Annotated in this window: 14 protein-coding genes; 9 read left to right on the top strand and 5 right to left on the bottom strand. The window is 56.2% G+C overall.

The genetic code is table 11. The features are described from left to right. The first annotated feature begins 9 nt into the window (after positions 1-9). The 3 genes from hslU (at position 10) to rraA (ending at position 2,911) form a co-directional block, all read left to right on the top strand. The gene (hslU, locus tag AC0TNG_RS01365; protein ID WP_023309685.1) at positions 10-1,344 is read left to right on the top strand and encodes an HslU--HslV peptidase ATPase subunit; all 1,335 of its coding nucleotides are present in this window, start codon (positions 10-12) and stop codon (positions 1,342-1,344) included. Between the two features lie 68 nt (positions 1,345-1,412). Beyond that, entirely contained in the window at positions 1,413-2,333 is a 921-nt protein-coding gene (gene menA / locus AC0TNG_RS01370; RefSeq protein WP_248166378.1) for a 1,4-dihydroxy-2-naphthoate polyprenyltransferase, read from the top strand. A 92-nt stretch (positions 2,334-2,425) separates the two neighbouring features. Further along, positions 2,426-2,911 (top strand): ribonuclease E activity regulator RraA, encoded by a 486-nt coding sequence (gene rraA / locus AC0TNG_RS01375; protein WP_023309687.1) that lies wholly within the window; start codon positions 2,426-2,428, stop codon positions 2,909-2,911. Between the two features lie 567 nt (positions 2,912-3,478). Here the strand turns inward: rraA and zapB are convergent. Next, a complete protein-coding gene (gene zapB / locus AC0TNG_RS01380; RefSeq protein ID WP_010436935.1) occupies positions 3,479-3,718 on the bottom strand; it encodes a septal ring assembly protein ZapB in 240 nt (79 codons plus the stop codon). A 410-nt stretch (positions 3,719-4,128) separates the two neighbouring features. Between zapB and AC0TNG_RS01385 the strand changes: the two genes are divergently transcribed. From AC0TNG_RS01385 to fpr, 4 genes are all read left to right on the top strand, one after another. Next, positions 4,129-4,974, top strand: coding sequence for an MIP/aquaporin family protein (locus AC0TNG_RS01385; RefSeq protein WP_014885705.1), 846 nt, complete (start codon positions 4,129-4,131; stop codon positions 4,972-4,974). 21 nt (positions 4,975-4,995) lie between these two features. Further along, positions 4,996-6,504 (top strand): glycerol kinase GlpK, encoded by a 1,509-nt coding sequence (gene glpK / locus AC0TNG_RS01390; RefSeq protein WP_014885706.1) that lies wholly within the window; start codon positions 4,996-4,998, stop codon positions 6,502-6,504. Between the two features lie 88 nt (positions 6,505-6,592). Next, positions 6,593-7,603: a class II fructose-bisphosphatase gene (gene glpX / locus AC0TNG_RS01395; protein WP_032662725.1), complete on the top strand. Its 1,011-nt coding sequence runs from the start codon at positions 6,593-6,595 to the stop codon at positions 7,601-7,603. Positions 7,604-7,699: 96 nt separating this feature from the next. Beyond that, positions 7,700-8,446: a ferredoxin--NADP(+) reductase gene (fpr, locus tag AC0TNG_RS01400; RefSeq protein WP_473712437.1), complete on the top strand. Its 747-nt coding sequence runs from the start codon at positions 7,700-7,702 to the stop codon at positions 8,444-8,446. On the opposite strand, the gene AC0TNG_RS01405 is transcribed toward fpr, so the two are convergent. Then, positions 8,447-8,866, bottom strand: a complete 420-nt coding sequence (locus AC0TNG_RS01405) for a DUF805 domain-containing protein (RefSeq protein WP_023333860.1) — start codon at positions 8,864-8,866, stop codon at positions 8,447-8,449. It abuts the gene before it with no gap. Positions 8,867-8,978: 112 nt separating this feature from the next. Here AC0TNG_RS01405 and AC0TNG_RS01410 point away from each other — a divergent pair, with 112 nt between their 5' ends. Next, positions 8,979-9,575: a DUF1454 family protein gene (locus AC0TNG_RS01410; protein WP_061716292.1), complete on the top strand. Its 597-nt coding sequence runs from the start codon at positions 8,979-8,981 to the stop codon at positions 9,573-9,575. Positions 9,576-9,686: 111 nt separating this feature from the next. Next, positions 9,687-10,454 carry a triose-phosphate isomerase gene (gene tpiA, locus AC0TNG_RS01415; RefSeq protein ID WP_014172206.1) on the top strand — a complete coding sequence of 256 codons (768 nt, stop codon included), beginning with the start codon at positions 9,687-9,689 and terminating at the stop codon, positions 10,452-10,454. A gap of 48 nt (positions 10,455-10,502) precedes the next feature. On the opposite strand, the gene AC0TNG_RS01420 is transcribed toward tpiA, so the two are convergent. From AC0TNG_RS01420 to AC0TNG_RS01430, 3 genes are all read right to left on the bottom strand, one after another. Continuing rightward, positions 10,503-11,807 (bottom strand): SLC13 family permease, encoded by a 1,305-nt coding sequence (locus tag AC0TNG_RS01420; RefSeq protein WP_032648461.1) that lies wholly within the window; start codon positions 11,805-11,807, stop codon positions 10,503-10,505. Between the two features lie 73 nt (positions 11,808-11,880). Then, complete coding sequence (locus tag AC0TNG_RS01425; RefSeq protein ID WP_024909197.1) at positions 11,881-12,624, bottom strand: CDP-diacylglycerol diphosphatase; 744 nt, start codon at positions 12,622-12,624, stop codon at positions 11,881-11,883. A gap of 108 nt (positions 12,625-12,732) precedes the next feature. Further along, positions 12,733-13,722 (bottom strand): sulfate ABC transporter substrate-binding protein, encoded by a 990-nt coding sequence (locus AC0TNG_RS01430; protein ID WP_024909198.1) that lies wholly within the window; start codon positions 13,720-13,722, stop codon positions 12,733-12,735. Between the last annotated feature and the right edge of the window lie 152 nt (positions 13,723-13,874).

Genomic DNA, 13,874 nt, shown 5'->3' on the forward strand with positions numbered 1-13,874 from the left:
GGATCTCCCATGTCTGAAATGACCCCACGCGAAATTGTCAGCGAACTGAACAAACACATTATCGGCCAGGATAACGCCAAGCGCTCCGTGGCTATCGCCCTGCGTAACCGCTGGCGTCGTATGCAGCTTGACGAAGAGCTGCGCCACGAAGTCACGCCGAAGAACATTCTGATGATCGGCCCGACCGGCGTCGGTAAAACCGAAATCGCCCGTCGTCTGGCGAAGCTGGCCAACGCGCCGTTCATCAAAGTTGAAGCCACCAAGTTCACCGAAGTGGGCTACGTGGGTAAAGAAGTGGACTCCATCATCCGCGATCTGACCGACTCGGCGATCAAAATGGTGCGCGTCCAGGCGATCGAGAAAAACCGCTATCGCGCGGAAGAGATGGCCGAAGAGCGTATTCTCGACGTGCTGATCCCACCGGCAAAAAACAACTGGGGCCAGGCAGAACAGCAGGCGGAACCGTCCGCTGCGCGTCAGGCGTTCCGCAAGAAGCTGCGTGAAGGCCAGCTGGACGACAAAGAGATTGAGATCGATCTCGCTGCCGCACCAATGGGTGTGGAAATCATGGCGCCTCCGGGCATGGAAGAAATGACCAGCCAGCTGCAGTCCATGTTCCAGAACCTGGGCGGCCAGAAGCAGAAAGCGCGTAAGCTGAAAATTAAAGACGCAATGAAGCTGCTGATTGAAGAAGAAGCCGCGAAGCTGGTGAACCCGGAAGAGCTGAAGCAGGACGCTATCGACGCGGTTGAGCAGCACGGTATCGTGTTTATCGACGAAATCGACAAAATTTGTAAGCGCGGTGGCAACAGCTCCGGCCCGGATGTGTCCCGCGAAGGCGTTCAGCGCGACCTGCTGCCGCTGGTTGAAGGCTGCACCGTCTCCACCAAGCACGGCATGGTGAAAACGGACCACATCCTGTTTATCGCATCAGGTGCCTTCCAGGTTGCCAGCCCGTCGGATCTGATCCCGGAACTGCAGGGCCGTCTGCCTATCCGCGTTGAGCTGCAGGCGCTGACCACCGAAGATTTCGAACGTATCCTGACTGAGCCAAACGCCTCTGCTACCGTACAGTACAAAGCGCTGATGGCGACCGAAGGCGTGAACCTCGAGTTCACCGAAGACGGTATCAAACGTATTGCCCAGGCTGCATGGCAGGTGAACGAAACCACCGAAAACATCGGTGCGCGTCGTCTGCATACCGTGCTGGAACGCCTGGTCGAAGATATCTCTTACGACGCGAGCGACCTGAACGGTCAAACCGTTACCATTGACGCAGAATATGTGAGTAAACATCTGGATGCGTTAGTGGCAGATGAAGATCTGAGCCGTTTTATCCTATAATCGCGGTTACTGGATTCTCATCACGTTTAATGGGGGCTAATGCCCCCATTTTTATTGGCTAAATACTTATGACTGACATCAGCCGTACTCAGGCGTGGCTCGAAAGTCTGCGCCCTAAAACACTTCCTCTGGCCTTTGCCGCGATTATCGTCGGCACCGCCCTTGCCTGGTGGCAGGGTTATTTTGATCCGCTGGTCGCCGCGCTGGCATTGATTACCGCCGGCCTGCTGCAAATCCTCTCCAATCTCGCCAATGACTACGGTGACGCGGTAAAAGGCAGCGACAAGCCGGACCGCATAGGGCCACTGCGCGGAATGCAGAAAGGGGTGATTACCCAGGCGCAGATGAAGCGCGCGCTGATTATCACCGTGGTGTTGATCTGCGCATCCGGCCTGGCGCTGGTGACGGTGGCGTCTAAGACTCCCAGCGATTTCATTGGCTTCCTGGTGCTGGGTTTACTGGCCATTATCGCGGCCATCACCTACACCGTCGGCACGCGACCTTACGGTTATATTGGGCTCGGTGATATCTCCGTACTGGTTTTCTTCGGCTGGCTGAGCGTGATGGGAAGCTGGTACCTGCAGGCGCATACGGTGATCCCTGCCCTGTTCCTGCCCGCGACCGCCTGCGGCCTGCTGGCAACGGCGGTGCTCAACATCAACAACCTGCGCGACATCGACAGCGATCGCGAGAATGGCAAAAATACCCTGGCCGTGCGTCTGGGGCCGGTGAATGCGCGCCGCTATCATGCCTGCCTGCTCACTGGCGCGCTGGTTTGCCTGGCGCTGTTTAACCTGATTTCGTTGCAGAGCGTGTGGGGCTGGCTGTTTGTGCTTGCCGCGCCGCTGCTGATTAAGCAGGCCCGCTTTGTGATGCGTGAACGTAGCCCGTCCGCCATGCCGCCGATGCTGGAGCGCACGGTAAAAGGCGCGCTGCTGACTAACCTGTTGTTCGTCATCGGGATTGTATTAAGCCAGACGCTCAGTTAGCTGACAAATATCAATTAACAATTGATGATTTTGCCAACAACGCATTTCGCACGATATACTGAACACATTCGCAGCAACTGAGCGTTAAACCTATGAAATACGATACCTCCGAGCTTTGTGACATCTACCAGGAAGATGTCAACGTCGTTGAACCGCTGTTCTCCAACTTTGGTGGGCGGTCGTCGTTTGGCGGACAGATCGTCACGGTGAAATGTTTCGAGGACAACGGGTTGCTGTACGATCTGCTCGAACAGAACGGCCGCGGCCGCGTACTGGTGGTCGATGGCGGCGGTTCCGTGCGCCGTGCATTGATTGATGCTGAGTTGGCCGGCATTGCCGTCCAGAATGAATGGGAAGGCCTTGTGGTGTACGGCTCCGTGCGCCAGGTGGACGATCTGGAAGACCTGGATATCGGGATTCAGGCCATCGCGGCCATACCGGTAGGGGCGGCGGGTGACGGCATCGGCGAAAGCGACGTGCGCGTTAACTTCGGCGGCGTGACCTTCTTCTCCGGCGACCATCTCTACGCCGATAATACCGGCATTATCCTTTCCGAAGATCCGCTGGATATCGAGTAGTAAAACCGTAAGCGTGAACCATAAAAAAACCGCCAGCAGCAATGTGGCGGTTTTTTTTGTCCCTCGGGATTCGCGGTCCGTTGGGAAGTTTTGCAACCTTTAACCAGGATTTTTATCTTACCCTGGTTCAAATCTCAGGTAACCCCATCGACCCTTTATAAATTCCTAATTAACTATTAAAACCTTAACTACGCTGCTGCTGCTCATTATGATGCATCGTCCCTTTCCGCCATCTCGCACATGGGCATCGGTCCAGGGAAAGGTGTATTCACAACCGTAAAGCAACCTTTAACCGGGCTTGTGTCCACCGACTTATCACCGGTGGTGAACGGTGGAGCGGTTAGCTGCAGGGACCGCATAATGAAACGCTATTTATGTATCGCGTTCATTGTCGCCAGCGTACTCGTTGTAAAGAGTGATGAACCGAATGTGTTCGTTGCTTTTGCTATGACAGCGCAGGACAAGTAGCGTTAAGGCCGCCTCTGGCGGCCTTTTTTATAACTGGCATAAAAAAAGCCGGGTAGCGGCATCGCCTTACCCGGCCTGTTCAGTTCATCCCAATGGGAATCAGACTTCTTCCATACGTCCCAGCAGCGCCTGCAGGCGATCCTGCCAGCCGTTCTGCTGTTCGCGCAGCTGGTTGTTTTCGCGCTCCAGTTCTTCACGGCCGTGCTGCGCGTTCTGAACTTCCTGCGCCAGGCTGTTGTTCTTCTCTTTCAGCTCTTCAATTTCCATCTGCAGCAGGGTGATGGTGTCAATCGCCTGCTGTACTTTCGATTCCAGTTTCTCAAACACTTCTAAAGACATGATGCTACCTCTCCTGAATTGCAAGGCGACGCTTTAACATAAACGCGCACGACATATACCGTCGATTGTATGGAGCGCGGCGCTCTGTGTCCAGCGACACACCGCGCAGATCGCGGTTTGCAACACTTTTAGGTCTGGTCCTGGTGCGTTCGCGTCATATACCCCTAAATTGTTAACTGATTCGTTAATGAAATGATTCAGCTCACATTCCTGTACCGATCCTGCACTGCTGCAAAAATGTGCTTTATGGCGCGAAAACGCTCATTTTATTGACGCAGACCACACATTTTGATTTCGATATTTCTCGTTTTTGCTCGTTAACGATAAATTAACACTATGTCTACAGGGCATCGTGGCTGTCACGGGCGGCCATGCTAACAATAAACATCAATTTCTTCAGGATTCCGATTATGAGTCAGACATCAACCTTAAAAGGCCAGTGCATTGCCGAGTTCCTTGGTACCGGGTTGTTGATATTCTTCGGAGTGGGCTGTGTCGCTGCACTGAAAGTGGCGGGTGCCAGTTTTGGTCAGTGGGAAATCAGTATCATCTGGGGTCTGGGCGTGGCGATGGCCATCTACCTGACCGCAGGGGTGTCTGGTGCACATCTTAACCCGGCGGTGACAATCGCACTGTGGCTGTTCGCGTGCTTCGACGGACGCAAAGTTGTTCCTTTCATTCTTTCTCAGTTTGCCGGCGCGTTTTGCGCAGCGGCGTTAGTTTACGGGCTTTATTACAATCTTTTCATCGACTTCGAACAGACGCATCATATGGTACGCGGCAGCGTCGAAAGTCTGGATCTGGCAGGCATCTTCTCAACCTACCCAAACCCGCATATCAATTTTGTGCAGGCGTTCGCAGTTGAAATGGTGATTACCGCTATTCTGATGGGCGTTATCCTGGCGCTGACCGACGACGGAAACGGCATTCCGCGCGGCCCGCTGGCCCCCCTGCTGATTGGCCTGCTGATTGCTGTGATTGGCGCCTCCATGGGCCCGCTGACCGGCTTCGCGATGAACCCGGCACGTGATATCGGACCAAAAGCGTTCGCCTTTATCGCAGGCTGGGGCGACGTCGCCTTCACCGGCGGCAAAGACATTCCTTACTTCCTGGTACCGCTGTTTGCGCCGGTTGTCGGGGCTGCGCTGGGTGCGTTTAGCTACCGCAAATTAATTGGTCGCCATTTACCGTGCGACACCTGTGTGGAAGAGGAGAAGGAAACGACTTCTACCGCACAACAAAAAGCTTCGCTGTAATCTGACTACGGGACACATACCATGACCGAAAAAAAATATATCGTTGCGCTCGACCAGGGCACTACCAGCTCCCGCGCTGTCGTAATGGATCATGACGCGAACATCGTCAGCGTGTCACAGCGCGAATTTGAGCAAATTTATCCTCGTCCAGGCTGGGTAGAACACGACCCGATGGAGATCTGGGCGTCACAAAGCTCCACGCTGGTCGAAGTGCTGGCGAAAGCCGATATCAGTTCCGACGAGATTGCCGCGATTGGTATCACTAACCAGCGTGAAACGACGATTGTCTGGGAACGTGAAACCGGTAAGCCTATTTACAACGCCATCGTCTGGCAGTGCCGCCGTACCTCTGAGATCTGCGAACAGCTTAAGCGCGACGGCATGGAAGAGTACGTGCGCAGCGCCACCGGCCTGGTGGTTGACCCGTATTTCTCCGGCACCAAAGTGAAATGGATCCTCGACCATGTGGAAGGTTCACGCGAGCGTGCTAAACGCGGCGAGCTGCTGTTCGGTACCGTTGACACCTGGCTTATCTGGAAGATGACCCAGGGACGCGTTCACGTCACCGACTACACCAACGCCTCGCGCACCATGCTGTTCAACATCAACACCCTGGAGTGGGATGACAAGATGCTGGACGCGCTGGATATCCCACGCGCGATGCTGCCTGAAGTGCGCAAGTCTTCAGAAGTGTACGGTCAGACCAACATCGGCGGTAAAGGCGGCACCCGTATTCCTATCGCCGGTATCGCCGGTGACCAGCAGGCGGCGCTGTTCGGCCAGCTATGCGTCAAAGAAGGGATGGCGAAGAACACCTACGGCACCGGCTGCTTTATGCTGATGAACACCGGCGAGAAAGCGGTGAAATCAGAAAACGGCCTGCTGACTACCATCGCCTGCGGCCCGCGCGGCGAAGTGAACTATGCCCTGGAAGGTGCGGTGTTCATGGCCGGCGCGTCTATCCAGTGGCTGCGCGACGAGATGAAGCTGATCAGCGATGCGTTCGATTCCGAGTACTTCGCGACCAAAGTGAAAGACACCAACGGCGTGTACGTGGTACCTGCGTTCACCGGTCTGGGCGCACCGTACTGGGATCCGTATGCACGCGGCGCGATTTTCGGCCTGACGCGCGGTGTGAACTCTAACCACATTATTCGCGCCACCCTGGAATCCATCGCCTACCAGACGCGCGACGTGCTGGAAGCGATGCAGGCTGACTCCGGCATTCGTCTGCACGCCCTGCGCGTGGACGGCGGTGCGGTCGCGAATAACTTCCTGATGCAGTTCCAGTCCGACATTCTGGGCACTCGCGTTGAGCGTCCTGAAGTGCGTGAAGTGACGGCGCTGGGCGCGGCGTATCTTGCCGGTCTGGCGGTAGGCTTCTGGCAGAACCTGGACGAGCTGCAGGAAAAAGCGGTGATCGAACGCGAATTCCGCCCGGGCATTGAAACCACCGAGCGTAACTTCCGCTACAGCGGCTGGAAGAAAGCGGTGAAACGCGCCCTGGCGTGGGAAGAGCACGACGAGTAAGCCCCCCAAAGGGGAGAGGGGACTTAAAACCCCCCTCCCCACTCTGTGATAAACTTCGTGCAATTCCTTTTGATTGCACGAGTACCTCATGAAACGTGAACTTGCTATCGAGTTTTCCCGCGTCACCGAAGCGGCCGCCCTTGCAGGCTATAAATGGCTGGGTCGTGGCGACAAAAATACCGCAGACGGCGCAGCCGTCCATGCCATGCGCATTGTCCTTAACCAGGTCAACATCGACGGCACCATCGTGATCGGCGAAGGCGAGATCGACGAAGCGCCAATGCTCTATATTGGTGAAAAAGTCGGTACCGGCAAAGGCGATGCCGTGGATATCGCCGTCGACCCGATCGAAGGTACGCGCATGACGGCAATGGGTCAGGCCAATGCCCTGGCAGTGCTGGCCGTGGGCGATAAGGGCTGCTTCCTTAACGCGCCGGATATGTACATGGAAAAGCTGATTGTCGGGCCTGGCGCAAAGGGCGCAATCGACCTCAGCCTGCCGCTGGAAGAGAATCTGCACAACATCGCCAAAGCCCTGGGCAAACCCCTTAGCGAACTGACCGTGACGATTCTGGCCAAACCGCGCCACGACGCCACCATCGCGCAGATGCAAAAGCTCGGCGTGCGCGTGTTTGCTATTCCTGACGGTGACGTTGCCGCCTCAATCCTGACCTGCATGCCGGACAGCGAAGTAGACGTGCTTTACGGCATCGGCGGCGCGCCGGAAGGTGTCGTCTCTGCGGCAGTGATCCGCGCGCTGGACGGCGACATGCAGGCCCGTCTGCTCCCCCGCCATGAGGTGAAAGGCGACAGCGAAGAGAACCGCCGTATCGGAGAAAACGAGCTGGCGCGCTGCGAAGCGATGGGCATCGAGGCCAATAAAGTGCTGGCTCTGGACGAGATGGCCCGTAGCGACAACGTTGTCTTCTCCGCGACCGGCATCACCAAAGGCGATCTGCTGGACGGTATCACCCGCAAGGGCAATATGGCGACCACCGAAACGCTGCTGATCCGCGGTAAATCGCGGACCATTCGCCGCATCCAGTCTATCCACTATCTCGACCGCAAAGACCCGGACGTACAGACGCACATTCTGTAAAACCGTTTGATCGATAGAGCTTTCCGGCCCTGACGGGCTGGAAATTGTCACCACAAGTACGGAAGATAGAACAGAGAAACAGCACAGGAGAAGATCATGGCGGACTGGGTAACAGGTAAAGTCACGAAAATAGAGTTCTGGACCGATACGCTATTTAGTCTCACCGTCCATGCTCCCGTCCACCCGTTTAAAGCCGGGCAATTCGCCAAGCTGGGGCTGGATGTCGACGGCGAGCGCGTGCAGCGCGCCTACTCTTACGTTAACGCGCCTGATAACCCGGATCTCGAGTTCTATCTGGTCACCGTTCCGGACGGTAAGCTCAGCCCGCGTCTTGCCGCCCTCAAGCCCGGCGACGACGTGCAAATTGTGAGTGAAGCGGCAGGCTTCTTTGTGCTCGAAGAGATCCCTGATTGTGACACGCTCTGGATGCTGGCAACCGGCACGGCCATCGGCCCTTATCTCTCTATTTTGCAGTACGGCAAAGATCTGGAGCGCTTTAAAAACATCGTGCTGGTGCACGCTGCGCGCTACGCTGCAGACCTGAGCTACCTGCCGCAGATGCAGGCGCTGGAACAGCAGTACGGCGGAAAGTTAAAGATTCAGACGGTGGTCAGCCGCGAAACCGTAGCAGGAGCGCTTACCGGTCGCGTGCCGGCGTTAATTGAGAGTGGAGCCCTGGAAGACGCGGTGGGTTTGCCGCTGAACGCTGAAACCAGCCACGTCATGCTGTGTGGCAATCCGCAGATGGTTCGCGACACGCAGCAGCTTCTGAAGGATACCCGGCAGATGACGAAACATCTTCGCCGCCGGCCGGGCCATATGACCGCCGAACACTACTGGTGATCAGCGGTACTTCACCTCAACGGTATCTTTACCGTATTTGTTTTCGCTCTGGGTGCCAATAAACGCGCCCAGATCGACAATCATCATCACGAAGATGACCGACGGCAGCAGCCTGCCCACGACCCACGGCAGGATGGACGGCAGCATCGCCCAGTTTCCCGCCACCAGCATCCACGCCAGAATAATCAGAAATGCCCACGCGCCGGAACGTCCGCGATCGTGCAGCCGTTTCACGACGACAGCCGCCGTTGGCCATAGCAGACAGACCAGCGCGAAGGCCGCCGTTTGCGTGCTTAGCCATGCGTTATAGGCAACGAAAAACAGAAGCAGCATGGCGACAATCCACGTCACCATCCAGATCCAGAAATCACGGCGTCCAATACGCCCTTTGAACGAAAACAGCCACTGCTGTATGGTCATGTAAGGTTCCTTATTATCGTATAGCGCGCATTTTACCCTGGAGTTGTGACCTTTTGACAAGCCGACCAGATATCGTTTTAATCATGAGCACTTACGGCCAGGGGCAATGTTGATGAAAAGTTCGGCACGTTCTCTCTTCCTGTGTTTAGCGCTGCTCAGCGTGGGTTATCCCCTGCACGCCGCCGAAAGCACTGCCCCGACCACAGCTCCGTATCTGCTGGCGGGCGCGCCGTCGTTCGATCAGTCCATTAGCCAGTTTCGTGAAACCTTCAATCAGGCCAACCCTACGCTGCCGCTGGATGAGTTTCGTGCCATCGATGGCCCCCGCGACACGCCTACCCTGACCCGTGCGGCAAGCAAGATTAACGAGAATTTGTATGCCTCCACGGCGCTGGAGCGCGGGACGTTAAAAATCAAAAGCATGCAAATCACCTGGCTGCCAATACAGGGGCCAGAGCAGAAAGCCGCTAAGGCGAAAGCGCTGGAGTACATGAGCGCGGTATTGCAGGCCTTTACTCCGGCACTGACGAAAAAACAAAGTCAGCAAAAGCTGCAAAAACTCCTTACCGCCGGGAAAAACAAGCGTTACTACGCCGATACCGAAGGCGCGATCCGCTATGTTGTAGCGGACAACGGCGAAAAAGGACTGACCTTCGCTGTTGAACCGATTAAGCTGGCACTATCTGACACTCTCGACGGGGCGAATTAATGACAAAAAGCAAAGCCTTTCGAGGGAAAATCTCTATACTGATTCACAGACCATGCTGCCCGACAGGGTGGCCATATTCCTTAATTCGCTTATTGAGCGTGGAGAATTGAAATGCGACATCCTTTAGTGATGGGTAACTGGAAACTGAACGGCAGCCGCCACATGGTAAACGAACTGGTTGCGAACCTGCGTAAAGAGCTGGCTGGCGTGACGGGCTGCGCGGTTGCTATCGCTCCGCCGGATATGTACCTGGATCTGGCTAAACACGCCGCTGACGGCAGCCACATCATTCTGGGCGCGCAGAACGTTGACGTTAACCTGTCTGGCGCGTTCACCGGTGAAACCTCCGCTGAAATGCTGAAAGATATCGGCGCGAAATACATCATCATCGGCCACTCCGAGCGTCGCACCTATCACAAAGAATCTGACGAGTTCATCGCGAAGAAATTCGCCGTGCTGAAAGAGCAGGGTCTGATCCCGGTTCTGTGCATCGGTGAAACCGAAGCTGAAAACGAAGCGGGCAAAACCGAAGAAGTGTGCGCACGTCAGATCGACGCTGTGCTGAAAACCCAGGGCGCGGCAGCGTTCGAAGGCGCGGTAATCGCTTACGAGCCAGTCTGGGCGATCGGTACCGGCAAATCAGCAACCCCTGCGCAGGCTCAGGCGGTTCACAAATTCATCCGTGACCACATTGCGAAAGCCGACGCCAAAGTCGCTGAGCAAGTGATCATCCAGTACGGCGGTTCCGTAAACGCCTCCAACGCTGCTGAGCTGTTCACCCAGCCAGACATCGATGGCGCGCTGGTTGGCGGTGCATCCCTGAAAGCGGACGCTTTCGCGGTGATCGTTAAAGCGGCAGAAGCGGCTAAACAGGCGTAATTGCCTTTGTGGCGGGTGGCGCTTGCGCTTACCCGCCCTACAAAAACGCTACAACTTACCTAACACGCTAAACCACAGATAATCCAGCGGCAGCAGCACCAGATAAGTTGCCACCGCCAGCGCCAGACAAAGCACCATCCCCGCCCTTGCAGGCACCTTCCCGAGCCCCATCGCCACCACAATCGGCGACGCCTGATACGGCAGCAGCGGCGTAGAATAGCCCAGCACCTGAATCATGATCACCGACAGCAGCGGGAAGCCGGTCGCGTCCGAGAAGCTCTGCGCCAGGGTGGTGTAAAGCGCCGGCACGCCGTTGGCGGTCATAATGAAGTTGAGTGCGGTGGTAATACCGGTCAGCGCCAGGAAACTGGTGAACGGTCGGTCTGCATTCAGCGGCATAATGCGGAGCAACGCCTCGCCCACCGCCGTTCCGATACCGGTTTGGGTCACGACGATCGCCAGCCCCAAAATACCGGCAACGTAGATACAGGTGCGCATATTCACCCCCGCAGAAAACTCCTCCCCGGTGATAAAACCTATACGCGGCAGCATAACGATGACCGACGCCGCCAGCCCCGTCCACGCGGGTCCCACGCCGTGCCAGCTCTCCGTCACCCACATCCCCAGCACCACCGCCAGCAGCCAGGCGAGACGCTTTTCGTCCCGCCCCATAGGCTCAGACGGCGCCTGTTCCTTCGGCGGTTTCGGGCTACCGGGAAATAGCCAGCAGATCAGGCCAATCAGGATCAGACCTTTGAGAATGCCCAGCACCGGCGTGTGCAGCAGCAGATACGGGACATAGTTCAGATGGATGCCGTACGAGCCTTCCGCCGCACCGCTCATCACCAGATTAGGGACGTTAGCGGGCAGAATCGTCGCCGAAAGCTGGAAAGTCCCAAACCCTACCGCCAGCGCCAGACCAAACCAGGCGCGGGAGCCGTCGGCGATACCGGCGCGTTTTGCCATCGCCGCGACAATCGGCATCAGCAGCGCAATACGTCCCATGTTCGACGGCATCACAAACGCCAGCGCATAGCTCAGCAGCACCACGCTCGCTACCATTAATACCCAGGAGTCGGTGAGCTTTGACGACAGCGCCCGGGCGGCCCTGTCCGCCAGTCCGGTTTTACGGATCGCCACGCCGAGCACAAAGCCGCTGAATACCAGCCAGAAAGCCGACGAGGCAAAACCGCCGAAGATGACCTCCGGCGGGGCGATTCTGGCGGTCATCGCCGCCGTGAAGAACAGCAGCGCGGTTATGAATTCCGGCAATAGCGACGTCGCCCACAGAACGATGGTGACGCCAACGATCAGTGAGGGTAGCAGCAGAGGATACGTTAACCAGAGCGACATACCTGTCTCCTGTAGAATTTTTCAGCAAGTCTACGGTGACAGGCAGCCCGAGTAAACGCGATTTATGGTGGGGTTACTTCAGGATAGCGCATTGATGATCCTGCAATTCCTCTGCCGACGCGCGGTTGAGCATCAACAGATTGCGCTCGGTCGCCAGCAACACAAACGAGCCATCCGACTGCTGCGCCATCGCCAGGGCAAAGCGCCCCATATGGTCGCGCGCTTCCGGCAGCTCTTCAGCCAGCATTATGAACGGGCTGCGCTGCACCAGTTCATTTTCCGTCACCCGGCGAGCAAGATACTCATGTCCTTCCAGCCCTCCGGGAAGAGGCAGCCACTGGGTGCTGATTTCTCCCTGTGCCGCGTTGAGCTTCTCGCGCACGTCCGGGCGCAGGCAGGAGATATGAATATGGAAATGGTTCTGCGTGCGCCCTGTCGGCGAGTTAATCGTCAGCGAAATGGCGCTGTCAGGCACCTCGGAGCCGCGCTTCAGGGTCATAAAGCTGCGCGACTGCCAGGCCAGCCAGAAAAAGTTCGGAGTATGAGATTCGGTCAAAAGCGGGCTTTCGGTGCCGTTGATGCGGTAGGTTGGCATCAGCAGGTACTGCAGCGGCCCGTTGCGATCTTTAAACACCACGTAGCCTGCGTCCGTTTTCACCTGCGCACACGGTGCCGGGTTACGGTTCTGGATCTGATTCGGCACACACTGGTCGAGAACGATATGTCGCAACGCATTCGGATTACCCGCTTTCATCCAGTACACACCGCCAGCTGCCAGGGCGATGACAATGAGGAGCAATAAGATAATTTTTTTCACAACGCGTTCCCTGTTTTCAATAGAGGCAAAAGAGTAACGCAAAATGATGACCAAATAAAAAACCCGGCGGATTTCTCACGCCGGGTCACCGTGTCATGGGCTAATGAGTTAGCGCTGGCTGATCTGGTCGAAGGTGCCGCCGTTAGAGAAGTGCTCTTTCTGCGCTTTGGTCCAGCCACCGAACTCGTCATCAATGGTGAAGAGTTTCAGTTTAGGGAATACGCTTTCGTATTTCTTCGCAACGGCCGGATCGCGTGGACGATAGAAGTTTTTCGCCGCAATTTCCTGGCCTTCTGGCGAGTACAGATACTTCAGGTAGGCTTCCGCCACCGCTTTGGTATCTTTCTTCTCAACCACTTTATCGACCACGGAGACGGTTGGCTCAGCCAGAATTGATTCGCTTGGGGTCACGATCTCGAATTTGTCTTTACCCAGTTCGTTAGTGGCCAGCAGGGCTTCGTTTTCCCATGCGATCAGCACGTCGCCAATCCCACGCTCGACGAAGGTGTTGGTGGCGCCACGCGCGCCGGAGTCCAGCACCTCAACGTTTTTATACAGCGCTTTCACGAATTCCTGCGCTTTGGCCTGGTCGCCATTGTTATGGTGCAGCGCGTAGCCCCATGCGCCCAGGTAGTTCCAGCGAGCGCCGCCAGAGCTTTTCGGGTTAGGCGTGATGACTGATACGCCCGGCTTAATCAGGTCATTCCAGTCATGGATCTGTTTAGGGTTGCCTTTACGTACCAGGAAAACGATGGTCGAGGTGTATGGCGCGGAGTTATCCGGCAGGCGTTTGATCCAGTTTTTGTCGATACGGCCACGCTCGGCGATCGCGTCAACATCGTAGGCCAGCGCCAGGGTCACCACGTCGGCTTCAATCCCGTTGATAACGGAGGTCGCCTGCTTGCCAGAACCACCGTGAGACTGGCGAACCACGACGTTGTCGCCGGTTTCCTGTTTCCAGTGTGCTGCAAACGCTTTGTTGTATTGCTCGTACAGTTCACGCGTCGGGTCGTATGACACGTTCAGTAACTGGATGTCCTTAGCCAGAACGCTGGTCGATGCCAGCAATAATGTTAAACCCACGCCCCATTTATTCATCGCCCAGCTCTCTTGTGTAGTGTTTTGATGAATGCAGCGTGCCAGAAAGCGAATCGAGGATTAAAGAATAAAAAAAGATTGGCTATAACGTAGTGGAATAAAAAAGCGTGTACACATAAAAAAGCCGGGTGGCGGCTTCGCCTTACCCGGCC

It is taken from the genome of Enterobacter sp. PL_is514 (genome assembly GCF_055816715.1).